This is a genomic window from Paenibacillus sp. FSL M7-0896 (assembly GCF_037975415.1).
In the GTDB taxonomy this organism is placed as follows: Bacteria; Bacillota; Bacilli; order Paenibacillales; family Paenibacillaceae; genus Paenibacillus_AQ; species Paenibacillus_AQ silagei.
Genome location: NZ_CP150250.1, coordinates 5,793,073 through 5,819,039, shown reverse-complemented (window position 1 = coordinate 5,819,039; position 25,967 = coordinate 5,793,073). Strand labels below are relative to the sequence as shown.

Annotated in this window: 22 protein-coding genes, 2 tRNA genes and 1 other annotated feature; of the genes, 15 read left to right on the top strand and 9 right to left on the bottom strand. The window is 54.7% G+C overall.

Annotation, left to right across the window (positions count from 1 at the left end):
• Nucleotides 1-27: 27 nt before the first annotated feature.
• From MKY12_RS25035 to MKY12_RS25025, 3 genes are all read left to right on the top strand, one after another.
• Entirely contained in the window at nt 28-855 is an 828-nt protein-coding gene (locus MKY12_RS25035; protein WP_339311363.1) for an ATP-binding cassette domain-containing protein, read from the top strand.
• A 65-nt stretch (nt 856-920) separates the two neighbouring features.
• On the top strand, nt 921-2,483 hold the full coding sequence (locus MKY12_RS25030; protein ID WP_339311362.1) for a nickel ABC transporter substrate-binding protein: 1,563 nt from the start codon (nt 921-923) through the stop codon (nt 2,481-2,483).
• A 37-nt stretch (nt 2,484-2,520) separates the two neighbouring features.
• Nucleotides 2,521-3,270 (top strand): class I SAM-dependent methyltransferase, encoded by a 750-nt coding sequence (locus tag MKY12_RS25025; protein ID WP_339311361.1) that lies wholly within the window; start codon nt 2,521-2,523, stop codon nt 3,268-3,270.
• An 80-nt stretch (nt 3,271-3,350) separates the two neighbouring features.
• Here MKY12_RS25025 and asnB read toward each other — a convergent pair whose 3' ends face one another.
• The gene (gene asnB, locus MKY12_RS25020) at nt 3,351-5,195 is read right to left on the bottom strand and encodes an asparagine synthase (glutamine-hydrolyzing) (protein WP_339311360.1); all 1,845 of its coding nucleotides are present in this window, start codon (nt 5,193-5,195) and stop codon (nt 3,351-3,353) included.
• Between the two features lie 148 nt (nt 5,196-5,343).
• Between asnB and MKY12_RS25015 the strand changes: the two genes are divergently transcribed.
• Both MKY12_RS25015 and MKY12_RS25010 read left to right on the top strand, forming a co-directional pair.
• Complete coding sequence (locus tag MKY12_RS25015; protein WP_036726047.1) at nt 5,344-5,700, top strand: hypothetical protein; 357 nt, start codon at nt 5,344-5,346, stop codon at nt 5,698-5,700.
• A gap of 160 nt (nt 5,701-5,860) precedes the next feature.
• Nucleotides 5,861-5,934, top strand: a tRNA-Arg gene (locus MKY12_RS25010).
• A gap of 747 nt (nt 5,935-6,681) precedes the next feature.
• On the opposite strand, the gene argS is transcribed toward MKY12_RS25010, so the two are convergent.
• The 3 genes from argS to MKY12_RS24995 form a co-directional block, all read right to left on the bottom strand.
• On the bottom strand, nt 6,682-8,772 hold the full coding sequence (argS, locus tag MKY12_RS25005; protein WP_339314973.1) for an arginine--tRNA ligase: 2,091 nt from the start codon (nt 8,770-8,772) through the stop codon (nt 6,682-6,684).
• Between the two features lie 54 nt (nt 8,773-8,826).
• Nucleotides 8,827-9,050 (bottom strand) — a binding site (T-box leader).
• An 80-nt stretch (nt 9,051-9,130) separates the two neighbouring features.
• Nucleotides 9,131-9,271, bottom strand: coding sequence for a hypothetical protein (locus tag MKY12_RS25000; RefSeq protein ID WP_209877049.1), 141 nt, complete (start codon nt 9,269-9,271; stop codon nt 9,131-9,133).
• A gap of 12 nt (nt 9,272-9,283) precedes the next feature.
• Entirely contained in the window at nt 9,284-9,589 is a 306-nt protein-coding gene (locus MKY12_RS24995; protein ID WP_339311359.1) for a hypothetical protein, read from the bottom strand.
• Nucleotides 9,590-9,781: 192 nt separating this feature from the next.
• On the opposite strand from MKY12_RS24995, the gene MKY12_RS24990 reads away from it, so the two are divergent.
• On the top strand, nt 9,782-10,141 hold the full coding sequence (locus MKY12_RS24990; RefSeq protein WP_036726044.1) for a hypothetical protein: 360 nt from the start codon (nt 9,782-9,784) through the stop codon (nt 10,139-10,141).
• Nucleotides 10,142-10,268: 127 nt separating this feature from the next.
• Here the strand turns inward: MKY12_RS24990 and MKY12_RS24985 are convergent, their stop codons facing one another.
• The 4 genes from MKY12_RS24985 to MKY12_RS24970 form a co-directional block, all read right to left on the bottom strand.
• Nucleotides 10,269-13,613 carry an SNF2 helicase associated domain-containing protein gene (locus MKY12_RS24985; RefSeq protein ID WP_339311357.1) on the bottom strand — a complete coding sequence of 1,115 codons (3,345 nt, stop codon included), beginning with the start codon at nt 13,611-13,613 and terminating at the stop codon, nt 10,269-10,271.
• A gap of 65 nt (nt 13,614-13,678) precedes the next feature.
• Nucleotides 13,679-14,365 carry a helix-turn-helix domain-containing protein gene (locus tag MKY12_RS24980; protein ID WP_339311355.1) on the bottom strand — a complete coding sequence of 229 codons (687 nt, stop codon included), beginning with the start codon at nt 14,363-14,365 and terminating at the stop codon, nt 13,679-13,681.
• A 57-nt stretch (nt 14,366-14,422) separates the two neighbouring features.
• Nucleotides 14,423-15,460, bottom strand: coding sequence for an ABC transporter permease (locus MKY12_RS24975; protein WP_339311354.1), 1,038 nt, complete (start codon nt 15,458-15,460; stop codon nt 14,423-14,425).
• Nucleotides 15,457-16,188, bottom strand: a complete 732-nt coding sequence (locus MKY12_RS24970) for an ABC transporter ATP-binding protein (protein WP_036726041.1) — start codon at nt 16,186-16,188, stop codon at nt 15,457-15,459. Before MKY12_RS24970 ends, MKY12_RS24975 begins: the two co-directional genes overlap by 4 nt.
• Nucleotides 16,189-16,372: 184 nt before the next feature.
• On the opposite strand from MKY12_RS24970, the gene MKY12_RS24965 reads away from it, so the two are divergent.
• From MKY12_RS24965 to MKY12_RS24930, 8 genes are all read left to right on the top strand, one after another.
• On the top strand, nt 16,373-16,816 hold the full coding sequence (locus tag MKY12_RS24965; RefSeq protein ID WP_339311352.1) for a hypothetical protein: 444 nt from the start codon (nt 16,373-16,375) through the stop codon (nt 16,814-16,816).
• Between the two features lie 171 nt (nt 16,817-16,987).
• Nucleotides 16,988-18,421, top strand: coding sequence for a stalk domain-containing protein (locus MKY12_RS24960; protein WP_339311350.1), 1,434 nt, complete (start codon nt 16,988-16,990; stop codon nt 18,419-18,421).
• Nucleotides 18,422-18,465: 44 nt separating this feature from the next.
• Nucleotides 18,466-19,329 (top strand): phosphate ABC transporter substrate-binding protein, encoded by an 864-nt coding sequence (locus tag MKY12_RS24955; RefSeq protein WP_036726036.1) that lies wholly within the window; start codon nt 18,466-18,468, stop codon nt 19,327-19,329.
• Nucleotides 19,330-19,419: 90 nt separating this feature from the next.
• Nucleotides 19,420-20,364 (top strand): phosphate ABC transporter permease subunit PstC, encoded by a 945-nt coding sequence (gene pstC / locus MKY12_RS24950; protein WP_339250674.1) that lies wholly within the window; start codon nt 19,420-19,422, stop codon nt 20,362-20,364.
• Nucleotides 20,364-21,245 (top strand): phosphate ABC transporter permease PstA, encoded by an 882-nt coding sequence (gene pstA / locus MKY12_RS24945; protein WP_076086486.1) that lies wholly within the window; start codon nt 20,364-20,366, stop codon nt 21,243-21,245. The genes pstC and pstA overlap by 1 nt, the downstream gene beginning before the upstream one ends.
• A gap of 250 nt (nt 21,246-21,495) precedes the next feature.
• Nucleotides 21,496-22,302: an RQC-minor-1 family DNA-binding protein gene (locus MKY12_RS24940; protein ID WP_339311348.1), complete on the top strand. Its 807-nt coding sequence runs from the start codon at nt 21,496-21,498 to the stop codon at nt 22,300-22,302.
• On the top strand, nt 22,295-22,711 hold the full coding sequence (locus tag MKY12_RS24935) for a hypothetical protein (protein ID WP_339250670.1): 417 nt from the start codon (nt 22,295-22,297) through the stop codon (nt 22,709-22,711). The genes MKY12_RS24940 and MKY12_RS24935 overlap by 8 nt, the downstream gene beginning before the upstream one ends.
• Nucleotides 22,712-22,738: 27 nt before the next feature.
• Entirely contained in the window at nt 22,739-23,971 is a 1,233-nt protein-coding gene (locus MKY12_RS24930) for an SEC-C metal-binding domain-containing protein (RefSeq protein WP_339311346.1), read from the top strand.
• Nucleotides 23,972-24,804: 833 nt separating this feature from the next.
• Here the strand turns inward: MKY12_RS24930 and MKY12_RS24925 are convergent.
• Nucleotides 24,805-24,878 (bottom strand) — tRNA-Arg (locus MKY12_RS24925).
• A 153-nt stretch (nt 24,879-25,031) separates the two neighbouring features.
• On the opposite strand from MKY12_RS24925, the gene MKY12_RS24920 reads away from it, so the two are divergent.
• The gene (locus tag MKY12_RS24920; protein ID WP_209876881.1) at nt 25,032-25,961 is read left to right on the top strand and encodes a hypothetical protein; all 930 of its coding nucleotides are present in this window, start codon (nt 25,032-25,034) and stop codon (nt 25,959-25,961) included.
• Nucleotides 25,962-25,967 lie beyond the last annotated feature (6 nt).

Sequence of the window (25,967 nt, the reverse complement as noted above, 5' to 3'; positions counted from 1 at the left end):
CATTTTCTACTGGGGAGGTGGTGATCCATGAAGCTGCTGGAGGCGGTAAGCCTGAATAAGAAGTATGGAATGAAAAGGGGGTGGTTCACATCTGAAGCCAGGAGTGTACAAGCTGTGAATGATGTGTCCTTCAGTCTGGAGAGCGGAGAAACCCTGGGACTGGTGGGTGAAAGCGGCTGCGGGAAGAGTACCTTAGCCAGGCTCTTGCTGGGACTGGAGAAACCCTCCTCCGGCAGAGTGCTGTACCGGAGTATGGATTATACAGATTGGAGCTTCAGCGAGATGCTTCAGATCCGCAGCAGGATGCAGATGGTGTTCCAGAACAGTCTGGCTTCCTTCAATCCACTGTTCACAGTAGAGCAAATTATCGGAGAGCCTCTGCGGAACTACGGGGAGAGGAAAGCCGGCGCGCGGAGAATTCTGGTAGCTGACACGCTTGAGCTTGTTGGACTTGAGCAGAAGCACATTCATAGCTATCCGCATGAACTCAGCGGCGGCCAGCAGCAAAGGGTCGGAATTGCCAGAGCCATTGCACTGCGCCCGGAGCTGATCATCTGTGATGAACCGTTCTCCAGTCTCGATGTCACCTTGCGTAAGCAGATGATGGATCTGTTGCAGGCATTGAAGCGTGAGCTGGAATTATCCTACGTGTTCATTACACATGACTTGTCGGTCGTGAACCGTTTTTGCGACAGTGTAGCTGTGATGGTTCAAGGGGAGATTGTGGAGAAGCAATCAGGTGAGGGGCTCATGCAGCAAGCAGACCACCCTTATACAAGGAAATTGCTCTCCTCGATACCTGTGCAAGACCCCCGCTTAAGGAGAAAAGATAGAGAAAAGGAGTACAGAGAATGAGAGCCAGCTCAAAGTCAAAAACTGTATTAACAACATCACTATTCATCCTGCTTCTTGTAATAATAATGGGGATATCAGGTTGTAGTCATTCTGATAGAGCAGCCCAAACCTCTGACTCCGGGGACAAGGCGATTACTGTTGCCATAGCGGCTGATGCCGGTCTTGACCGGCTGGATGCTGGGGCCTATGACGGTTCGATGAACGTACATGCGATGATATACGACGGATTAGTGGAGTACGGCGAGAAGGGCGAAATCCTGCCTTCGCTTGCGGAGTCATGGGACATCTCTGAGGATGGGAAGGTCTATACCTTCCATCTTCGTCAGGGTGTCAAATTCTCGGACGGTACGGAATTTAATGCGGATGCAGTCAAGTTCTCCTTCGAACGGTGGGTTAAAGATCCGGCCAATTCGCTGAATGTAGCTACCGCCATGGAATCTCTTGAGGTCGCAGACAAGCATACGATTACTATGACATTCAACAAAGCCTATTATCCTTTCCTGACCGAGCTATCCTTTGCAAGACCGGTACGGATTATCAGCCCTACCGCAGTGGAGCCAGCAGGTGATATTAACGGTACATTCGTCCGGGCGATTGGAACCGGTCCTTGGATGGCAGAGAGCTATAAGACGGATCAGGAAGCCGTACTGGTCAGCAATCCTAATTATTGGGGAGACCTGCCGAAGCTGTCCAAAATTATTATGAAGGTCATTCCTGATCCACAGTCCAGAGTACTGGCGCTGCAAAGCGGGGATGTAGATATTGCCGGGGGACAAATGGGGAAGCTTCCAGTCGAAAGTGTACCCGTGATCGAAGCGGATTCCTCACTAACTCTGCAAAAATCACCAGGAACAAGCTCGCATTTCATGATTTTTAACTATAATACATCTGCTCTGCAAGACCTGAATGTCCGCAAAGCGATTAATTTGGCGATGAACAAAAAAAGCATTGTGAACGATCTTATGAATGGTATTGGACAGGAGGCCAAGGGCTTGTTCCCGCTGACCGTTCCCTATGTCACAGAGTCCAATAACACATGGTACGGCTTCGATCCTGAAGAAGCGAAGCAACTGCTGGCCACTGCCGGCTATAAGGATTCGGATGGAGATGGAATTGCCGAGAAGGACGGAAACCCGCTTGAATTCAATTTCGTGCTGCAGCAGGCGGAATATCCGGAATGGAAGACCATCAGTGAGCTGATTCAGTCCGAACTCAAGAAGATTGGCATTGACGTCAAGCTTCAGGTGCTTGAGCCGAATGCTTATTATGATGCCTTATGGACAAGCAAAGCTTACGATCTCATCCTGTACCGGACCTATGATGATGCTTATAATCCGCATTCGTTCCTGTTGTCCCTGTTCCACCGAACCACTGAAGCACCTGCTGTGGTATGGTCTGATGCGGAGCTGGAAGCACAGATTGATAACGCAGTCGGAGCCATGGATCTTCAGGAACGTCAGAGTGCCTATGATTCCATATTTTTAAGCATGTATAAGGAAGCAATGTTTGCAGCTGTGTATTTCCCTGATGACATATTGGCTGTAAATCAAAGAGTGACCGGATTCAAGCCGGGGTACACCACGTTCACACCTGTCTTTTGGAACCAGCTGGATGTGGACAGTAAATGATCAAGATACAGTACTTGCCAAGAAGGAGTGAATGATAATGAGTATACAACAAGAGGTAGAACAGTATTGGGAAGGCGAAGCAGAGCTGTATAGTGAAGGAATCCAGAAGGAGCTGAACGGTTTCCAGCGGGAGGCCTGGCTGAAGCTTATCCTTGATCATGCTCCACAGAAGGACAGCCTGCATGTTCTGGATATTGGCTGTGGTCCCGGCTTCTTCTCCGTCATTCTCTCAAGCGCCGGACATTTGGTTACGGCCATAGATTGTACAGACAATATGCTGGAAGAGGCGCGTCTGCACTCCAGCCGGGAAGGAGTCGATGTAACGTTCCGCAAGATGGACTCGCATAAGCTGGATTTTGCTGCGGAGAGCTTTGATCTCATCGTGTGCCGCAATGTCACTTGGAGTCTTGCCGATCCGCAGTCAGCCTACAAGGAGTGGGCAAGAGTACTCAAGCCCGGGGGACGGCTGCTGGTCTTCGATGCCAACTGGAACCGTCATCTATGGGATGAAGAGATGGCGCGGAAGCACGCAGAGGATCAGCAGGCCTATATCGATAAGGGCTATGGTGAGCTTCCGCATCATACGAACATCGAAGAGACTGACCGTCTGAGTCTGGCCTTACCGCTGACAAGAGAGTGGCGGCCGGAGTGGGATGTGCGCGCACTCACAGAGGCGGGCTTCTCCGCTGTCTATACGGAAGAGAATCTGAACGGCCAGGTGTTGGATGAGCAACAGCAAGTCTTGTACCGGTCAACGCCGGTGTTCATGATTTGCGCTGAAAAATAAGGCAGACCGGCTTACTAAAATGTAAAATAAAAACAGCGACTCTCTTTGATGAGAGCCGCTGTTTTTGGTTTGAAGCGGCATCAGCCGATCGACACATTGTATGTCTTCAGCCACAGGTTGACCTGGGCCAGATAAGCGAATAATTGCGGGCCGGACATCAGCTGGCCGAACCACGGCAGATTGGTGGAGGACTCTGGCGATGCGGCGATTTCTCTGATTTTGGCCGGATCAATGAGCGGGAGAATGGGGGAGGAAGGATCGTCCAGAATGCTTAGTACCTGTGAGCGCACCTTGTTCAGATAGGCAGGGTTATGCGTTTTGGGGTACGGGCTTTTTTTGCGGTAGAGCACATCGTCCGGCAGTACGCCCTCCAGTGCCTTGCGCAGGATGCCTTTTTCCCGGTTGCCTACCATCTTAATCTCCCATGGAATGTTAAAAACATATTGCACCAGCCGGTGGTCACAATACGGAACGCGTACCTCCAGTCCCACGCCCATGCTCATCCGGTCCTTACGGTCCAGCAGGGTCGGCATGAAGCGGGTTATGTTGAGATAGGACATCACGCGCATCTGTGCCTCTTTGCTGGTCTCGCCGTCAAGCTTCGGTACCTCAGCCACCGCATCGCTGTACCGGTCTCCTAAATATTCCAGCGGACGTATCCACTCCCGGATTTCCGGCGATAATAATCCGGCACGCATATTGGGGGCCACTGACCAGGGGAAGGTGCCGGAAGATAACATCTCCTCGCGGTGGAACCAGGGATAGCCGCCGAAAATTTCGTCTGCTGCTTCGCCTGAGATGGCTACTGTAGCCTTCTTTTTGATCTCCTGGCAGAACAAATAGAGTGAGGAATCGACGTCGGTCATCCCCGGCAAATCGCGGGAGTACAGAGCGTTATCGAGTGCGGCTACCAACTCCGGGGTGTCAAAAGCAATAAAGTGATGATTCGTGTCCAGCTCGTCGACCATCCGCTGAATCCAGGGACCGTCGGCTCCGGGCTGGAAGCTATGGCTTTTGAAATGCTTATCGTTGTCAACATAATCGACGGAGAAGGTATCGACCCGGCCCTGGCCGGTCCGCTTGTAATAATCCACGGCAAGCGCAGTCAGGGCGCTGGAATCGAGTCCGCCGGAGAGCAGTGAGCAGACCGGAACATCGGAGACCAGCTGGCGCTCCAGCGTATCCTGAAGCAATTCACGCACCCGTGCTGCCGTCGCATCCACGTTATCGGTATGCTGGACGCTCTCCAGCTTCCAGTAAGCATAGCTGCGGATTCCGCTGCGGCTGTAAATCATGGCAGACCCAGGGCGAAGCTCGAATATATCTTTGTATACCCCTTGTCCCGGAGTCCGTGCCGGACCGATAATGAAAATCTCGGCGAGGCCCTCCGGTCCGACCTTCGGCTGGACGAGGGGATGCTGCAGCAGCGCTTTGGGCTCGGACCCGAAGACGAAGACATCATCGACTTGGCTGTAGAACAGAGGCTTCACGCCCAGACGGTCGCGGGCCAGGAATACCTGATCGCGCAAGCTGTCCCAGACGGCAAAGGCGAAGATGCCATTGAGCTTCTCCGTGCAATCCGGCCCCCATTCGATGTAGGCATGCAGCAGAACCTCAGTATCGCATTCCGTGAGAAAATGATGCCCGCGCTGCTTCAACTCTTTTTTCAGCTCAGGGGCATTATATAGCTCGCCGTTATATACTATAGCGTATAACTTATCCTCATGGCGGGCAATCATCGGCTGTGCACCGTTCTCGGGATCGATGACGCTGAGTCGGCGGTGTCCGAAGGCAATAGGCCCTGAAATCCAGGTTCCGGCTGCATCCGGTCCGCGGTTGGCTAACGTTTCGGTCATTCTGACGAGCAGCTGCGAGTGCCCGGTAAGATCACCGCGCCACTGGACAAATCCGGTTATTCCGCACATGTCTGATTCATCCTCTCTTTTGTGCGATTGTTGTCTGTCCTTTCTTTTTTGCCAAGTAATACAGATATATGCCGATTGAAGGGATAAAATGTATGTCCTTATCCGAACACTAGGGAAGAGGGAAATTTGCCAGGAGGGATGATGACAAGTGTATTACATTAAAGACGCCAAAATCCGCAGAATGACTGACTATGACGGCGCGCCTTGCGCAGAGGTTGGCGTATTGCCTGGAGCTGTGGGCGATTCCGCACTGCTGGTGTATATTGTTGAGGATCAGCGCGAGGAGGGCTATGAAATTGTCCGGATTCTGACGAATGATGCGGATACGGCCACCGACTGGTTCGACAATAATCTGCATGATGCCTTCAAGGACGTTACGGTTAGCGGCTTCACCGGCAGTACGGTGATGACTCCGGAGGATGAACGCTCCAAGTTCCAGCGCGAGCTGCTGATCTTCGGCGATCTGAAGCGGCAACTGGGCGAGCACTTCCGGCAGCTTCCCTGATTGACCATAGAGCAGGAGGCTTTCCGTGACGGCGGTTGCGGGAAGCTTCTTAACTGGAAGAGTTTGGTCTTGCTAATTCTGCTGAATTTGGTATAATGAATAACGTTGCGTTAATACATATCTCTTCAAAAGCTTCAAGTGATACAACGTTATCCTACATGTCCCGGTAGCTCAGTTGGATAGAGCATGCGCCTTCTAAGCGCACGGTCGGGGGTTCGAATCCCTTCCGGGACGTCAAAACAGCAGCCTTCCTTCGGGAGGGCTGTTTTGATGTCCGGGGGATGAGAACCCCCTTTTTATTTTGAGTAGGATCAACGTGGGCACTTGGGTGGACGCTCCGCAAACGGACCGTTGTTCCAATCGCTGTTGTGTCCAGATTTTATGTATTCCCCTTAGCGGTGAAAATCCGGACACAAAGGCGACCGCTATCGCTTTTACACAATCGTTCCGTCCGCTCCGCTGTTTAAGCGGGGTGCAAAATACATAACAATCCAAAAAAGCTCAAAAACCATCCATTCCAAAGGAGCGATCTTAATACGCTCAATTTAGAACGGACCAATTGACTCTAAATTTACTGAATGCGGCCCAAATGAGCGAATGAGGTACATAAGTGCTCCTGAATTCACCAATAGTGAGGAAAATGAGCAAATGAGGGGCATTAGTGCCCCAGAATGTGCCGGAAGTGGGTGTCGAGCGGAAATGAGGGGCCCCAGAATGTGCCGGAAGTGGGTGTCGAGCGGAAATGAGGGGCACAAGTGTCCCAGAATGTGCCGGAAGTCGGCGTCGAACGGAAATGAGGGGCATTAGTGCCCCAGAATGTGCCGGAAGTCAGCGTCGAGCGGAAATGAGGGGCATTAATGCCCCTAGGAGTGGGCGGATGGAGAAGGGAGAGTTGCTGTGCAAGCTGCACGGACCCGCATAGGTTCTGCTCATTCATCCGCTAGAGTAATTGGTTCTTAAGAGGCTGAAGACTCAATGTGTCTACATCCGCTCCGGCTTAGGCAGACCGAGTACGTCGAGAGCTTCCCCCAGCGTATCGGTGAAGCTCCGGGTCAGCCACAGGCGGAAGGTGATGCTGGCTTCCCCGCCCTTAAGAATCGGGCAAGCCGAGTAGAAGTTACTGAACAACGACGCCAGGGAATAGGCATAGTTACAGATCGTATTCGGCGTAAGCTCCCGGCTTGCTGTATAGAGTGTGTCTTGCCACAAGCTGAGCTGTCTCAGCAGGGCAAGCTCAGCCGCTTCGAGCTGCGCCGGGAACAGCGGTACCCCGCCCACGCCGTACTCGCCAACACTGTACTCGCCAACGCCGTACTCGCCAACACCGTACTCGCCAACGCCAGACTCGTCAACGCCGGACCCGCCAACGTCAGAATCGCTAGCGCCGAACTCGCCCACACCGGACTCGCCAACGTCAGAATCGCTAGCGCCGAACTCGCCCACATCAGACTCGCCAACGTCAGAATCGCTAGCGCCAGACCCGCTAACACCGCTCTCGCCACCCGCCGCCGCGGCCTTACTAAGCACGCGCTGCGCCCGGGCATAGGCGTACATCAGGTAGACGCCGGTGTTGCCGGAGATTTCCATTGCCTGCTTGAAGTCGAACACAATCTCGGTGCCCAGATTGAAGCGCAGCAGGTAGTAACGGATGGCAGCGGTGGCGATGAGCCGGCTGGACAGACCGTTTTTGTCCGAACGGGTGGATTCAATCATGTCTTCCATGAGCCGGACGAGCTCCGTTACCTTAATGCCGATTCCCTGGCGCCCGGACATGGCGTAGGAGCTTTTGCCGCTGGAGGTATCAATGCCCAGACCGGCCGCAGAAGCGGGACTCAGCGAAACTACCCCATAGCTGACATGATGCAGCGCGTCTGCCTGCGCACCGAATCCCAGTGCCTGGAGCGCCTGCTTGACCATCAGCTGCGGATATTCCTGCCGGTAATCGATGACGTTCACGACCTGGTCCGCCCGTCCAAAAGGCAGAGCCTGTCCGCTCAAGCCGGTCGTCCACAGTCCGCTCTGAAATTCGCTGTAGCTAAAGTCCTTCTCCAGCAGTCCGAACTTCCACAGATGATAGGCAATGTCCTTGGCGGTATAGGTCAAAATTCCGTTCGAGCGCACCAGCACCTTATCCTTCTGATGCTCCTCCAGCGTGTCTGGTGTAGCGTCTTCAGCGGGTTGCTTCAGAATCCAGCAGCCTGCCAGCTTGCCTTCGGTCTCCTGCACGAATATCTCCGTCTGCGACAGCAGCTCGAACGCCGAAGCCCAGAAGCCCTCCTTCAGAATGCTGCTCTCCCACACCAGCAGATCGTAGTCAATGCCGAACCCCCGCATCTCCTCCACATGCTCTTTCACGATCTGCCCGGCGACGAGGTTGCCAATCCAGGCAGTGTTGCCGTGGCCTTCCTCCAGCGCATGAAGAATCTCAGTTCGCTTCTGTACCATCTCCGGCTGCTGCGCATACGTTTTGTTAATCTCGGCATAGATGTCCCAGCAGTAGTCTCCGAACCGGACATGGGCTCCCGCCAGCGGAACATTCAGCAGACCGGCTACGGTATCTGCCAGCTGATTGCCGAGATCATCCACATAGTTGTGCACCTCAACGGTATGGCCGGTCGCCCGCAGTACCCTCACCAGCGCGTCCCCGATACATGAGTTTCTCAGGTGTCCAATGTGCATACTTTTATTCGGGTTGACCGAGGTATGCTCTACAATCACTTTCGACCCTCCTGCATGCTGGGGCAGCGTGAAACTCCCCTTCGACCGTGCCCAGGCCTGCCAATCCAGATACATATTAATAAACCCCGGACCGGCGACCTCGGTTCTCAGCACCAGTCCGTGAACAGAGCCCGAAGCTTCAAGCTCGGCAACGATCAGCCCGGCGATAGCCAGTGGAGCTTTGCGCAGGGGGCGGGCCAGCTGCATGGCGATATTGCTTGAATAATCCCCGTGGTCGGCACTCGCCGGCTGCTCCAGGGCAACATTTACTTCAGCGATGGCGGGCACGCCCAGGGTTAGCGCGATTTTGTGAACAGACTGCTTCAAGCTCTCTTGGATTAGCTCACTTAGCATTGGCATGAATAACAACCTCCTGAATAATATAACGACAAAAAAAGCCTTCATCTCCTAAGAGACGAGGCTTGTGCGCTCGCGGTACCACTCTCGTTGCTGAGCCTTACACGGTTCAGCCACCTTACAGGTTAACGGTCCTCGGCCGGGGCTTCCTACTCTAAGGTTCAGAAGTCCATCTCACGGGTGCGTTTCATGGTTCTAATCTGTACCGGCTTCCACTAACCCGGCTCGCTGGAGACTAGATATAAGACCATTACTCTCCCGGTCATCGATTCAATATGGGTTTGTATCAGTATAGCGAATTTCCGAAAGAAAGCAAGAGCAGATTACCGTGCAACAGGAGTCCTCCGGTTAAGAATTACTCGTCATTGGGCGCTCCTGTCAGGTTCTTGATGTCTGTTGAACCATAAATCAGCAGCACTATTACAATGACCAGCAGGAGTCCACCGGCAAATCCCTCTCCGTCAAAACTGTCCATAGCCCCGTCCCTCACTTTCACTTGCGTATGTGTTCAGGTGTTTTCGGCTTTCTTTTTCAAAGCGGCCATGATCTCGTTCAGCGTAAGGCTGCTGTTGTTATCGAGAAAGCTGACCAGCTTATCGACATTGTCATTGCTCAAATCACTTAAGGTTTTATATTTGCCCACCAGACTGACGAACATGGATGCGTCCGTGTACATCTGGATGGAGTCTACTTTCAGCTTGCCGGTCAACAGAAGTGCAGCTACAGCAAATTCAAGCCCCTTAGGTGTCTGGGTTTTGGAGCTGGACGGTGTTTTTTTGGCGGCGGGCTTCTTTCCTTTTCCTGGAGGGGGCATGGGAGTCCCTTCTTCCGTTCGGCGTTCGTATGCAGAAAGCGCGGCCCATGGGCGGTCTTTCCTTATTCAAGGATATGCGTGCCTGTGGTCATTGGTGAATAGGCTCAGGCCTGTGTCCACACCGTTACAGGAAAGTCCGAATATGAATATATCGTACTTTGACACTAGAACTTCAAGGGAGGACGAGACAGGATGGCGATTTTGTCAACAGGACCGATAGAGAACAATGCCGTTTCGGGAGTCAGACCTACGCAGACGGTGACGGTAAGAATAGTGAAGCGGAGTGCCCCGGGCAGCGCTACTATTAGTATTCAAGGGTATGTGCTGGGCACCACAAGAACGCTGTATGTCAGTGAGGTGATTGAGGTTGCTCCGAATCAAGTGGTAACCCGGGATTATTTTGCCGATCTGAATGCTTATGAATTTGTGTTCATCACTGGAGAAGTAGACGAAGATGAGCTCGGAATATCCGTGTGGGGCAAGACATCAACCGGCCAGCTGGTGAATGCACACCGTGTAGTGACGCATGAGAAATTAAGCTCAGACGTATAGAGGGTTAGGGTATTATTCTGGACTTGCCAGTTGTAAAATGAAACAGGGACCTTTCAGAGCTACTCGCTCAGAAGGTCCCTGTTTATATTGCGAATAGAGCAGAACGGGCTACAACAGGTTGTTCAACTCAGATCGAGAGGATTTCACGTATATCATGCTCGCTCAGGCTCGACAACGCCTCCTGCCCCGGCTGGATCACCTCGTCAATCAGGTTTTTCTTTTTCTGCTGCAGCTCGTACATTTTATCCTCCACCGTACCCTGGGCTACCAGGCGGATGACCTGGACGATCTTTTTCTGCCCGATCCGGTGGGCGCGGTCGGCGGCCTGCTGTTCGACCGCAGGGTTCCACCACAGGTCATAGAGAATGACCGTATCGGCGCCGGTCAGGTTGAGGCCGGTGCCGCCCGCCTTCAGCGAGATCAGGAACAGGTCGCGCTCGCCTTCATTGAAGCGGCTGCACAGCTCAACCCGCTGGGAGGCCGGGGTCTGTCCGTCGAGATAGAAATGCGTAATCCCCAGCAGCGCCAGTTCACGACTGATCATGCCGAGCATTTGCGTGAACTGCGAGAAGATCAGCATCCGTTTGCCGGAGCTCCGGCATTCGTCGATAATCTCCAGTAGCTGCTCGAATTTGCCGGAGCCTCCTGTGTACCCGTCCACGAACAGGGCGGGATGGCAGCACAGCTGGCGCAGCCGGGTCAGTCCGGCCAGCACCTTGAGCCGGCCGTTCCCGAAGCTGTCGCTGTCCAGATGCTTAAGCGCTTCTTTGCGCAATCTGGCCAGGTAGGCAACATAGAGCCGTTTCTGCTCCGGCAGCAGCTCGGAGGCCTGGAGGGACTCGATTTTGTCCGGCAGCTCCTTCAGCACATCGCTCTTCAGGCGGCGCAGCAGGAAGGGGCGGGCGCGCCTGGCGACCGTCTCCCGGGGAAGGTCATGGAACGCCTTCTTTCCGGGGAACAGTCCAGGGAAAACGACACTGAAGATCGACCACAGGTCCTCCAGCGCATTCTCCACCGGCGTACCGGTCAGCGCAAAGCGGTAGCGGGCCTGAAGCAATCTGACCGCCTGCGAAGTCTGGGTCTCATGATTCTTGATCATCTGCGCTTCATCCAGAATGAGCGTATGGAACGACTGCTTGGCATACTCATCCACATCTCTGCGCAGCAGCGGGTACGAGGTGATGATGACATCATGCCCGGCCGTGTTCCGCACGGTCCGGCTGCGCTCACCAGAGTTGCCGTCAGCAATGACTGCCTTAATCTCCGGGGCGAAGCGCTTCAGCTCATTGAGCCAGTTATAGACTAGGGAAGCAGGGGCAACCACCAGCGCAGGTACGCCGCTCTTCCGGATGTCCTCCAGCTCAGAGAGCAGGAAGGTGATGCTCTGCAATGTTTTGCCAAGGCCCATATCATCCGCCAGAATCCCGCCGAAGCGGTAATGGGCCAGCGTCCTCATCCACTGGAAGCCGTACTGCTGGTAATCCCGCAGCACAGGAGCCAGACTCTCCGGCACTGGGAAGTCCAGGTTTTCGGGACTCGCCATGTTGGCCAGCAGCCGCCGGAAGGAGCGTCCGGTCTCGATGGTCTGCCCCTGGAAGGTACCTGCATGGAGATGGAGGGCACGGACCAGCGGCAATGAGAACTCCGTACTCCGGATATCCACGCTGCGGACGCCGAGCTCGTTCATCAGCGCGATAATCTCCTGGAACTCAGCGGTATCCAGCGGGAGCAGAGCTCCGTCCTTGAGCCGGTGATATTTACGTTTTTCCTGGAGAGATTTCAGGACCGCGGTAATGTCATTCTCCGTGATGCCCTCCATGGCGAACTTGAAGTCCAGCCAGTCGGTCTTCTCGTTCCAGCTCAGGCTGACCTTGGGCGCTGCATGCTCCGTAAGCACCCGCTCCTTGACCGCAGTGGTCGTATAGACCTGAAGCAGCGGTTCCAAGAGCGGGATGGTATGGTGCAGGAAGTCGAATTCCCCGTCCTCGTCACGCATGATATATCCGCTCTCCGTCCGCGAGAAGGACTCATGGGCCATCAGGTCCAGAATCCGCCGCTCCGCTTCCCCGTCCCGCATCAGAATGACCTCGCTGCTCCGCTCATGCGCCTTCTCCTCCAGCGGATTGATGACAATCCCGTCGTACTGGAATTCCAGCCCGGCCAGCAGCCGGTCCCTTACCCGGTCCAGGTAGAGTCTGGCGTGTAGCCGGGTCTGGACGATCCGGTCCGCGATGGCGTCGGCAATGCTTACTCTGCCCAGCTTCTTCAGGCCGGGTATGACCCTGTCCATGAAGGGCTCCATCTGCTCAGGCGCAATCGCCAGGCTATCCCGCCGGCTGCTGCTGAGCATCCGCTTCAGCTCTGCGAGACGCCCGCATTCCTGCGCCGGGAGCTTCAGCAGCCTGCCTTCGGTCAAGACCAGCCCATAGCTCTCCAGAATCGTAAGCTGCTCAAGCCCCCGGACATCCAGCCGGTAGCCCTCCTCCTGTGCCTGGTCGAACTGGAAGCTGAGCGGCAGCGGCTCCTCCGAGACCGACAAGCGGTCAAGTTGAAGCTGTCCATGCTGAAGGCGTACGGCAGGCGCGGCTTCTAGCAGGGGGTACAGACTCTTCCAGAAAAAAGGGGCCACCGGCAGCAGCCGGTCATTTCCCGGATGGCTGGAGCTGGCAGCATACGGATTGTTGAGGCTGTTGTAGACTTTCTCATTCTGCATGATCTCAATCAGCTTCAGCAGGACCTCATTATCTTCCTTGGAGAAGCTGTGCAGGGCGGGGTCATAGCTGAAGTGCGCTGTGAACTCAAAAGGCTCACCCCGGCGAACCTGCTCCAGAAAAGGTCTGATCTTCTGCGCGATATAGAGGCGCTTGGGGCCCAGCTTCACTTCGATTCCAAGCATCGTGCTGCTGTAACCGAAGCTGAAGGGCCGGCAGATGAACTCGACCTGGAGCGGTGTCCGCAGGTCGATATACGTGCCGGCACCGCTTGGCAGCTGCCGCCCTCCGGTGAATATTCCGAGCATGCTGTTCACCAGCTGCCGGTCTGCGCTTCGCTCCTTGTGGTCTGCCCCGGAGAGGGGAGAGCTGCCTTGCACGAGCGGCAGACTGCCGTCCCTTGCGGGATAAGTCTCCTCTGCATCTGCCTGCATATCCGCAGCCTGTTCAGCTCCGGCCGCCCGGCTGCGGTAGAGGACCGCCACCAGCGCCGCCGCAATATGCTTGCAGAAGGGGCCGCCGCGATAGTAAGCCGGGCAGGTGCATTCCCCCTGCACATCTCCGTCACTGTCGATAATCAGCGCGATCTCATGGCTCTCCAGCCCATGGACCTCAGCGCGGTATTTGGAATATTCGTCTTCCTCGTTATGCTCCGTATAGACAAGATCCACCTTATGGGCATGATAATAAACCGCTCCCTGGTCAAAAGCAGCATTGCCGCACAGCAGCTTGATTACCCGTTCCGGCACCTGATAACCCACGTATACTCACTTCCTTTTATTGCTTCTGTCTAAGCCACCCCCACGGGGGATATTGTACTTAAAGATTATCCATTCCCGCCGATCCCGTGCAGAATGAAGCTTATCGTCTGTTCAATCTCTGCCTCATCATTCCAGTCCTGCTCCGGCATCAGCACCAGCCGGGTCAGCAGGTATCCGGCAATCGCGGAGATGGTAAAGCGGATAATCGCAGGAGTGGGCGCATCAATCACTTCACCTTCCGCTTTGAAGTGCTCGGTAATTGCAGTGACACGCGCCAGAACCTGCTCGAAGATATTCTCGGTCAGCTGCTCCTTCAGCGCAGGCTGGAAGGGGATCTCCTGAATGAGAATTTTGACGATTTTCAGATTCCTGCGGACGAACGCCAGCCGGTTCACCATGAAGGCCTTAAGGAAGGCTTCGTAGCTCTCGAACGGCACATCCAGCACACCGCTGAAGTTGCGCAGCACGAACGGGGCGATCATCCGGCTCATGGTGGGCACAACGATGGCGAGCAGCAGATCTTTTTTGGTCCGGTAATAACGGAAGATCGTGCCTTCGGCCACGCCGGCCTTCTGGGCAATCTCACTGGTGGCGGCCGCGGAGAATCCCTTCTCTGCAAAAACATCAATCGCCGCCCGCAGAATGGACAGCTGCTTGGGCGTGACCTGCTCCTTCTCGCTGAGGTCCAGCAGCTCCTGGACCCACTGGTCTTGCTCCAGCTGCCCCTGATCGGCAGCAGGGTTATTCTCCATCAATAGAACCTCCAGACTCTTGCAGTTCCTCCTAGTGTACCATAGCCTGTTCACCCTTTACATTCTGCGGTGCTTGCGCAGAGCCAGTACATTCAGCAGCATGAACAGGAGGGAGAAGCCGATCAGCATGAACACATCCCCGGCGATATTACTCCAGCCTCTGCCGCGTACCATGATATCCATCAGTGCCTCTGAGCCGTAGTAGATAGGGGTGGCGAGTCCAATGCGCTGGAGCCAGAGCGGCAGGGTATCCAGCGGGAATAATCCGCTCAGGAAGATCTGCGGCACAATGACCAGGGGGATGAACTGGATCATCTGCAGCTCATTGGCGGCGAATGCCGAGAGCAGGGTGCCGAGGGTCAGCGCCGACATCGACAGCAGCAGCGTCATCAGCAGCACGTAGCCGAAGCTGCCCGTCATCATAATCCCCAGCACCTGGATGGAGAACCAGGAGATCAGCAGGGCCTGGAAGATGGTGAAGATGCCGAAGCCGCACACATATCCGGTGACGATCTCCCAGCGCTTCAGCGGGGTGGAGAGCAGACGCTCCAGTGTGCCCGTGGTCCGTTCGCGCAGGAAGGAGACACCGGCAATCAGGAAGACAAAGAAGAACACGAACACCCCGATCATAATCGGGCCGAAGCGGTCGATCGTCTTCATATCCTCCGCGCCGTAGAGGTAGCTGATCTGCGGCTGGAGCTGCCCGCCGCCCGGAGCTTGCGGCCGGAGGCTCTGCGCAGCTTCCTGGAGCGCCATGATCACAGCGCGGTTAGCCGCCGGATTGCTGCCTTCAAGGACAACAGCAGGAGCGTCTCCCTTCATTGTAAGGAGAGCATCGATGGCTCCCGCCTTCAGGGCGGCCTGCCCGGATGCTTCATCAGCATAGCTGGTAACCTCAGCCTGCTCGGCTTCCAGCGCTGAACTGAACACTGCCGCGCCGCCGGAGACGCCGATCCTAGGCTCATAAGCATCGCTGCCGAACACCAGGCTCATCAGGCTAAGCACCAGCAGGGGAGCGATGAACATCAGCGCCATGGTTCTCCGGTCATGGATGAACTGCTGCAGAATTCTCAGGGTAATCGCCCGGATTCTCATCGGCGTACACCTCCATAGCAGAGGAAGGCTTCCTCAATGCTGGCGGTGCCGGTAGCCTGAAGCAGTCCGGCCGGGGTATCAGCCGCCAGCAGCACGCCGTCCCGGATCATCGCCAGCCGGTCACATTTCTCCGCCTCATCCATCACATGTGTGGTCAGCACAATCGTCGTTCCTTTGCGGTTCAGCGCCTTCAGCTCCTTCCAGATAGACTGGCGCAGCACCGGATCGATGCCGACGGTCGGTTCATCCAGCAGCAGCAGCGGCGGCTCGTGCAGCAGGGCAATCGCCAGGGACAGCCGGCGCTTCATGCCGCCGGAATATTGGTCCACCCGCTTCCGCAGATGCTCCTGCAGATTCACCAGCTCCATCACATCCCCGATCCGCCGTGTGCGGTTGCCGCCCTTCAAGCCATACAGAGCAGCGAAGAACTCCAGATTCTCCTTGGCGCTAAGCTCGGTATACAAGGCATCCGACTGGGCCATATATCCGATCTGCTGGAGCATGGCAAGCTTCGGCATCCGCACCCCCAGCACGGTGACCTCACCGGAGGTTACCTCGTCTATGCCCGTAAGCAGCTTGACCAGCGTGGTTTTGCCGGAGCCGGATGGCCCCAGAATCCCAAAGGTCTCTGCCTGATTCACCTGAAGCGTAATATCCTTCAACACTGTTTTATCACCAAAAGCCCGGTTCACATGAGTAACCGCAATGACAGGCTTCCCCTCATCCATACCAATCTCCTCCATTCGCCATAATAATGAGTGAGCGCTCACTCATTATACTAATGATTCCCTGCTCAAAAGTAAATAAAATTGTAAGGATTATCCGTTACTCCTGCTCTTGATCCGGGTAATAAAAGGGACATCCTATGGTTACCGGCATCCTGAAACCCAATTCACTAAAGGCGGTGGAATTATGGCAGGACATAAGCTGCTCCTTCCTCTGGCAGCTCTGCTGGCTGCGGCTGGACTTAGCGGCTGCGGCGATGCGGACAAGTCCGGCAGTGGCGGACGGTTTCATACCTTGGCAGACGAGAAGACGGAGGCAAGGCAATATTTGCCGGAGGATCTGCCGATTCCCGAAGGGGCAGGCATTACTTTTACCCAAGGTGAGCAGTCAGAGGGGAAGAAATCCTCCATGCTGGTCTATCAGACGAAGGAGAGTATGGCCGCTCTTGGAACTACATATCAGAAGTATGTAAGAGAGAAGGAGCTGGAACTCGGTACAGAGATTGTCGACAGCCATAACCTGCTGATTAACGGCAAAGTGAACGGCTCTTATTCGTATTCTATTATTGGCAGTCCCTTGGAATCAGAGCGCGGCGGGAACGAGATTATCGTGACGTGGATTGTGAATTAACACAGGATTTACAATAGGCCGGTCCGGGAGGGTTCCCGGGCGGGTCTTCTTTGGTTTGGGCTTGTAATTATTTTTACAGTTAATATTTCCATAACATTCCTGCGCAACAGAATTGACACTCGTAGACGAAAATAACATTAGCAGTTACCTATAGGAAAAGGGTGAATCTAATTGAAGAATAGTAAATGGATCGGCGCGGCTCTGGCTTCTGCACTTCTCGTAACAGGGGGAGCTGTTAGTGTTCTGGCCACAAGCAGCCAAGTAAGTGCCGCAGCTGTGAACACAGCAGCCGTAGAGGGCAGCATGTCCTGGAGCATCAACGGTACGCCGGTTACACTCAGCACAATTAACAGCGGCGGATACAAGCTCTATTCATTGAGCCAGGTAGCCGCAGAGCTGGGAGCAGGACTTGTGCACGGCAGCAGCGGAATCCAGCTGAATGACAGCAAAGGTCTACATAGTGTGCAGCTCCAGCCTGGCGTAAAAAGCTATCAGGTGGATGGCGAAGCCCTGGAATTCACAGTGGCCCCGGTTGTACGTAACGGCAAAACGTATGTGGAGCTGACGAAGCTGGTTACGGCGCTTGGCGGTGAGCTTGCGGCCGATGCCCACACGATTCTGAGCTTTGCCCGGCCCGCCGGTTCATTTGATACCCTTCACTGGAGCGCTGACGGAAGCCTGATTGCGAATAGAAGCGACGCGGAATCCACCCTGCTCTATAAATTCACCCAGACTCCAGGCAACTATGATCTGTTCTCTTCCAGCGAAGGCGCGGTGGATTTCGCAGTCTCCGCTGACCAGCAGTGGGGCGCATTCAGCGATGAGACCGGCCAGCTGAAGCTGATCAACCTGTCCACCGGCTTAATCAGTCCGCTCGGCAAGGACACCAGCGTGAAGACAGATATCGTGTGGTCCAGTGACGGCAAGACGCTCTATTTCGTCCAGGGCGACAAGCAGGAGAAGCTGGCACAGATTTCAGTAGAGACCGGAGAGATCAAGGCTCTGCTTGAAGATAAAGTGGAGAACAAATCGGAGCTTCGCATATCGGCAGACGGCAAAAGTGCAGTATACATCGTCAACATCACCGGTACCGCGAAGAATGATGCTGACAGCACAGAAGATTCACTTACCGTAGACTTCAGCAAGGCCGGAGAACAGCTCTATAAGCTGGATCTTACGACCAAAGGTGCTAAGCCGGCAGCCTTGACTACTACGCCTGACAACAAGCTGTATCCTGAGATTCTGGCTGGCGGCAGCGTGAGCTACCTGAGTGCGGATGCAGACGGCAATGCCGCTAACACGCTGAAGCTGATCACAGCAGACGGTAAAAGCACAGATGTCACCCTCGGTGCAGAGGTGAACTGGTCCACAGGCGTTAGCACGGGCCTCGTTGTCTCCGGGACTACAGCGGACGGCAGCACGGTAATTTACTCTATTGCAGGCAGTGCAGCTCCGGTTGAACTGTACCGGACAACTGAAGATGTATCGGAAGTGGCGGTATCGGCAGACGGCAGCAAGCTGGCTATTATAAGCGACGGCAAGGTACTGGTCATTCAGAACGGCAAAGCGCTGCAATTGTCAGTCTCACCGGAAGCTGCTAATTAATTACAACATTTATCGGCGCACACCGCCGGGAGGAGAATTCAGACATGAAGATGTTCAAAAAATTCACAGTTACAGCACTTACCGCGGTGATCGCGGTTACCGCATCCTTTGCAGGGGCAGCCGCAGCAGCGGACAGCCTCAAGGGTAAAATCACCGTTAACGGTTCTACGGCCCTGCTTCCGCTGACGCTGCAGGCCGCTAAGGAATTCCAGAAGCTTCACCCTAAAGTAAAGATCGCCGCTTCCGGCAAGGGCTCCGTGACTGGACCGCAGGCCGTGAAGAAGGGGATTGCCGATATCGGAGCCTGCGACTGGGATGCCAGCATTGATGTTCCGGGCTTCAAGGCCTTTGACGGACAGGTGGCGAATAAGGTCGCTGTGATTCCTTTTGCAACCATCGTTAATAAGAATGTCGGAGTAGACAACCTGACTACAGAGCAGCTCAAAGGCATCTACGCCGGGAAAATCACCAACTGGAAAGAGGTCGGCGGATCGGACGCGAATATCGTAGTGATCACCCGTGCCTTCGGCTCCGGTACGCGCGTTAACTATCAGGCCAAAGCGCTGGGCGGCGGAGACATCGTGAAGAAAGAGAAGAACTACAAGGAAACCGGCTCCAGCGGCGACATGAAAACAGCTGTAGGTACAACGCCTAACGCTATCGGCTACATCGACCTTGTCTATGTAACGGGCGGCGATATCAAGGCTGTGAAATTCAACGGTGTGGAAGCTAACACGGATAACGTAATCAACGGCTCGTACAAGATCTGGGCTTACGGCTACTACATGACGAAGGGCCAGCCGACCGGCGCGACCAAAGAATTCATCGAATATGTACAGAGCAAGAAGTTCCAGCAGGGCTCGCTTAAGAAGCTTAAGTTCATTCCAATCTCTGCGATGCAATCCTAAGATTCTTGAACCAAGCAAGCACAATAGATGGATAGGTAACAGCGGCCAGCTCCGGGATATACGGGGTTGGCCTCTTACAGGAGGGAAAGTATGGGGGCACCGGTTCATGGCCTGACAGCAAAGACACAGACAAGCCTAGAGGAAGTTAAACGTAACACCAAGCGGCACCGCAGACATCTGCTGGGCAACAGCATCTCCCGTTATTATTTTTTATTCAGCATCCTTGCGCTCTGTCTTGTGCTGGGACTAGTTATTGTATTCATCGGCAAAACGGCGCTGCTGCTCTTCACCCGCATCTCCCCGCAGGACTTCTTCTTCTCGTTCAACTGGACGCCGGAAGAGGATGCCTTCGGCGCCGCCGCCTTCATCGTAAATACATTGTCACTTACCGCGCTGACCCTGGTCATTGCCGTGCCCATCTCGGTCGGGATGGCTGTGCTCTGTGCGGAGATTGCCCCGAATTGGCTGAAGAGCTTCATCCGTCCGGTGCTTGATCTGCTGGTCGGTATTCCTTCTATTGTATACGGCTATCTGGGCTTGACCGTGCTGCTGCCCTTCCTGCGCAGAGTCAGCGGAGAAGGTCTCGGGGACGGACTGCTTGCAGCCGCACTCGTGCTGGCATTGATGGTGCTGCCGACCATCTGCCGGATCAGCGATGATGCGATTGTCTCTGTTCCGCGCAAATACCGCGATGCTGCATATGCGCTCGGCTCGACCCGCTTGCAGGTCATTATGCGCGTCGTTCTGCCCGCGGCCAGCCGGGGCATTATCTCGGCGGTGATTCTTGGCATGACCCGCGCAGTCGGGGAGACCATGGCGGTGGTGATGGTCATCGGCAATACGCCGCAGCTGGCAAAAAGCCTGTTCGCACCCACCTCGGTGCTGACCAGTAATATCGTGATGCAGATCTCCAACGTGGAGTTCGACTCCACCTGGAACTATTCCCTGCATATGATGGCCTTCCTGCTGCTGCTGATCTCGTTTGTACTCATTCTGATTATCCGGCTCCTGGGCCGCAAACGGAGGGACGCCTGATGAACGGATTCACGCGCACACGCCATACAGCCAGAGCCCAGCGGCGCAATAAACTGGCGACCATCGGCTTCTATACGCTGGGTGTTCTGGTCATGCTGCTAATCTTCTGGCTGCTGTTCACTATTCTAAGCAAAGGCTTGCCTTCGCTCAGACTGGACTTCCTGCTCAAGCAGCCGGAGGAGATCGATCCCGGCGGCGGGATTGGTCCCGTCCTGTTCAACTCCTTCTATATCCTGTTCATCTCGCTCCTGATCTCCGTTCCCATCGGGATCGGGGCAGGGATCTATATGGCGGAGTACGCGCCGGATAATGCCTTCACGGGTGCGCTGCGCATCTGCGTGGAATCCCTGTCCTCGGTGCCGTCCATCGTGTTCGGCCTGCTGGGCCTGGCGATCTTCGCCGAATATTTCGGCGTCGGCCTGACGATCCTCGGCGGGGGTGTCAGCCTGGCGCTGCTGAATCTGCCGATGCTGGCCCGCGTCACGGAGGAAGCAGTGCGAGCGGTCCCCGGCGAGATCCGAGAAGCCGGCTACGCCCTCGGCATGACGAAATTCCATGTCATCCGCAAGGTCGTCGTGCCAGTAGCCCTTCCGGCCATCGTCACAGGCGTCTGCCTGGTGGCCGGCCGCGCCTTCGGGGAGTCGGCGGTCATTATCCTGACCGCCGGGCTCAGCACCTCCGGCGAGATGTGGGACTTCAACCTTTTCTCACCGGGCGAGACGCTGGCTGTGCATCTGTGGTACGTGCAGTCTGAGGCCATCGTCGAGGATGCGCGGCAAATCGCGGATAAGTCTGCCGCTGTGCTGGTCTTTGTCGTGCTGCTGATCAACTTTATGTTCCGCTTCCCGCTGTGGCTGGGCAACCGCCGCCGGGGGCGTTGAGAGGGATGCGGATGCGCGGATTCACGCTATCGCTATAACCCTGTAAGAACAGGCTGCTCTGCTATGGAAGTTTCATGGCGGGCAGCCTGTTTGCTATGAAGGGGTTGGAGCTTCTGAGTGCTCCGGGAAGCGCTGAAACTCACCTCTAAATTTCCTGTTTCCCGGCCCTGATATGGTATAATTCGACTATAAAATACGTGCAGTCTGGACTAGCCTGTGCCCATTATAAAGGACAAGGAGGCAGAACGCTGTGAGTACGCAGAAGAAGAGTCGCCGTAAGCCGAACCGGAAGCAGACGACCGAGTATCCCTTGAATACACCGCTGCCAAGGCCGGAGCTGCTAGCCATTCTGCAGGCAGCCGATGAGATTATCGCCGCCGGAGGGCGTACGCTTTTGGCCAAGATCCTGAAGGGCTCGAAGGAGACGAAGCTGCTTGAACTCGGCTTGGATCACATTCCCGCCTATGGCTTCTACCGCGAACTGACGATGGAGCAGACCATGGAGAAGGTGGACGTCCTCATTGAGGCCGGTTACCTGAAGACCGAGCTGTCCGGGAAGCTTCCCATGATCGAATTCACCGTCTACGGCTGGACCGTCCGGCGGGAGCGGGCGACGGAGGAGCTGCTGCGGGAGTGGGAGAACTGGCTGGACCAAGGGATCACGCCGGTCAGTATGGAGTATCTGAAGGACCGGAACCGGGGGATGATTCTGATGTTCCTGTTCAAAATCCTTTGTTCCGGTGACCGGAAATACATTCCTTTTTTACAGCAATGGCAGCCCATAGAGTTCAGGAAGGTACAGGCTGAGATCAGGCAGGTAATAGCAGACCTGAATGAGCGCGAACGGCTGGTGGAGATGGAGTGGCATGAGCTGCTGCGGGAACGTGCGCAATCACTGATTGTACGTTCGCGCGATCCCGTTATACTTGTGTGTCAGGAATGCGACGGTCCGTTTGTATTCGATCACCTTGATTTTAGCTGCTACCGGGCAGATGGCATTTACTTTCCGGAGAAGTGTCCCGATTGCCTGCATCAGGAGGAGTCCTTGCATGAATAGGCTTGAACTGCGAACGAAGGTACGCCATGTGGTCAATGAAATCGTTTCGGAGAAGGGTTTCGTAAGTCCCCTGGATGTATTCTTGAGGATCGGGAAAATCACTCCTAAGCTCGTAGAAGAGTGGCGCTTCGGAAGAGTGCCATATTTGGAACGTGTGCTTCAGGGCAATCTGTCTCAATTCAGCTTTATCATGTCGCTGCTTCGCGAGAACGCGCGGGAGCTTCATTTGAAGCCGTCTTACACCGCCTATATGAGGTGGGGCAAAGGCCCGAAGCGACCGCTCCGCTTTTCAAAGTCCGGAGATCCCAATGTTGAGAAACATTACGCTACTCATTATGTGCCGGCTAAGCAGGAGGTACCTCGAAATCCATCGTTGACTAGTGGGAATATGCAGCCGAAGGGTGAGTAAGCAACATAATAAGAGGGGGACCTGCTAATGTTCAATACCGAACAAGTCAAAAGCTTTATTCTCCATCCGGAGCCGGCTGTGAGCAATACCGCTTTGAGGTATTTTGCCGACAGTTTCTTGTATGAGCACGATAATACGCTGATGCCGCTTGTGTTACAAAAGCTGAAGCAATGCAAGGATACCGAAGAGGTTCACCTGTTTCATGCTTATAAGTTCCCGCAGACCGAGGAAACGATCCGTGAGCTGCTGGCTTGGTACCAATCTCCTTCCACCCACTATAATACAAGATTTCTGGTGCTGGGAATTTTGAGGAATTGTGATCTTCGGCTATTGGACCCGTTCATGGAGTCTGTACAGGAAATTCCGGAATGGAAAATTAAGGTTGATCAGAAGATTCGCCTCTCAAAGATGACAGACCAGGAGCTGTTGGACGAATTCAGCTTATTTCTGGAGCAGAGTTCAGGGAAATACTGGGATGAGTTCGATAATGTGTACGGGGATGAGCTAGTGAATGAGCTGGCGCTTAGACAATGTCTGGACGCTGATACTGTGCTGGAAAAGCTGCGCGATAACGACCCGGATTCTCCGAGCTACGAAGTCCACTATCTAATCCAACTGGCAGGTCAGATGAAGCTGGAGACGGCTATCCCTGTGCTGTGCAGTTTTTTGGGTACAGATGATGATTTGCTTCCAACCACTTCCGTTGACGCGCTGGCTCAAATAGGCACAGCCGGGGTGATCAAGACGTTAACCGAGCAATATGTCTCTGCTTCACAGGAATTCTTCCGGATATTTGCCGCCGATGTATTCGGAAGAATTAAGCTGCCGGACTCCGAGGAGGCGCTGCTCGCCTTATTGCCGGAAGAACGTGATATTACCAATGCGACTAAACTGGCTGATGACCTTTGCCAATTGGGATCAAGCCAAGGTCTTCCGCTAGTTGAGGCCATGGTGGAGGAAGGCTATGACGAGGGGTACTTGAATCTCACAGAGTCCATCTATGCTTACTGTGTAATTTCTGATACGGCTCACCCGTCACTGCTGCAGTGGAAGAAGAAGCTTGATGCGGAAGAGGCGCGGATGGCCAAGCGCAGGAAAGAAGTAGACCGGATGTCTAGAGTTAAAGCCCCTATAGGAACTTATAACAGACTTAACGGAACTGACAAAACTTATATAAGCCCGGCAAAAGTAGGCCGTAACGACCCCTGCCCCTGCGGAAGCGGGAAGAAGTTCAAGAAATGCTGTGGTGCTAACGCTTAATGGGTGGGACTAGAGCCGGTTCATGTTGAACAAATAGAACGTAGCCACCAGCAGAGCTATCCGGACTGAGGGTACGCTATTCGCCGAAAAAACCAACTTTTCTGTCTTAAACGGACTCAGAGGACGTTAAACTGTTCATTCGAGCAGAAAAAGCGGAGAAACAGGTTACTTAACGGCCTTTGAGTCCGCATGACCCTGCGGACAGGCGGAATCCGCCGGAATAAGGGATCGTCAGTCCGCAAAGTTCGTGCATGGTTCTTATTCCTCCACTACTAAAGAGTGGTGGTTTCTTTGAAGGTTCATTTCCCGCTCAAACAGCGGAGAGGACGGAACGACCCGCGGAAAAGCGATAGCGGTCGCCTTTGTCTCCGGATTTTTACCGAATAGGGAAATAAATAAAATCTGGAGACAACAGCGATTGTAACAACGGTCCGTTCGCGCAGCGTTCACCCAAGCGACAAAAGAACATCCCGCTCAAAATAAAAGGGGGTTCTCATCCTCCGGATGACAAAACAGCCTTCCCGAAGGAAGGCTGTTTCTATGACGTCCCGGAAGGGATACAGCCAAAATTCGGCTGATTGCGAAGTAGTGCTATCGAAGCGTATGCTCCAACGTCCCCTCGCTGACGCGCTGGGTTCTCATCCCTCCGGACGACAAAACAGCCCTCCCGAAGGAAGGCTGTTTCTATGACGTCCCGGAAGGGATACAGCCCATTCGGGCTGATTGCGAAGTAGTGCTAACGAAGCGTATGCTCCAACGTCCCCGGCTGTCGCCAAGGGTTCTCATCCCCCGGACGACAAAACAGCCCTCCCGAAGGAAGGCTGTTTCTATGACGTCCCGGAAGGGATTCGAACCCCCGACCGTGCGCTTAGAAGGCGCATGCTCTATCCAACTGAGCTACCGGGACATGAAGACTGACTGAAAAGCAAGCAAAAATTATGTTATCATACATAGTTAACTTTTTCAACTTGTTTTTTTGAAACCGGGCAGGGATATGCTATAATCTACAATTGATTAAGGTTCAGAAGCGATTACAGTTCGGAGAAAAGGAGGTGCCCTCATGAATCAATTCAATTCCCCCGCCAAAGAGAACATCGTGCTGTTTCCCAAGACCCTGGATTACTACCAGATTCAGCTCACAGTTATGCTGGAGAATGAACGTTACGGGGAAGCGATGGAGCTGTTGCGTTTTTTGCTGCAGTGCCAGGGACAGGAAGAGCGGCACTACGAGGAATGGCGGTCGCTGCTGGAATGGCTGGCGGCGGCCTTCCCCTACGCGGCGCAGGGCGGTGACGGAGATGATGCGCCGGATGCGGAGGATATGGATCTGGGGGAAGAGGACATGGCCCGGATTCTGGCCAGATCCAAGCTGGAGGAGGATGCGGAGTACCCGGATAAGCTGCTGAAGCGGGTGATGAACGAACCGCTGTCTGAAGCGACCGTGCTGGCGCTGGAGCAGCTCTCCTACCTGGAGGGGAGCGGGGTGGATGAAGCGCTGACCGGCTGGCTGCAGCAGGCGGAGGTGCACCCGCTGCTGCAATTCCGCACGCTGCAGACGCTGCGGCGCAGAGGGGCTCAGGGGGCAATCAGGCTGAGCCGGGGCCATGAGGCTGCTGAGGTGGAGATCGAGACCGTGCCGCTGCAGAACGACGAGTTCCCGCCGCAGATCAGCCAGGTGCTGGAACGGGTGGCAGAGCAGGCGGAGGTGCATGAGCCGACGCTGTATTATTTTGCCCAGGAGCTGTGGGGGCAGTTCGTCATGTCCATCTACGGGACGGCGGATTACCGCAAGCTGCTGGATGGGGAGTATTCGGAGCTGGATATTTGGGCGGGGGCCCTGCACCAGATGGTGTCGGAGAGCCTGAACGGGAACCGCAAAGAAGAGGAAACACGGGGTATGTACGGCATCACCGATAGCATGCGCTTCCAATTTGAGGGGGCCTACCGTTCGCTCAGGGGATTCGTGAAGAGTTCTCTACTTGATAAATAAAGTAAT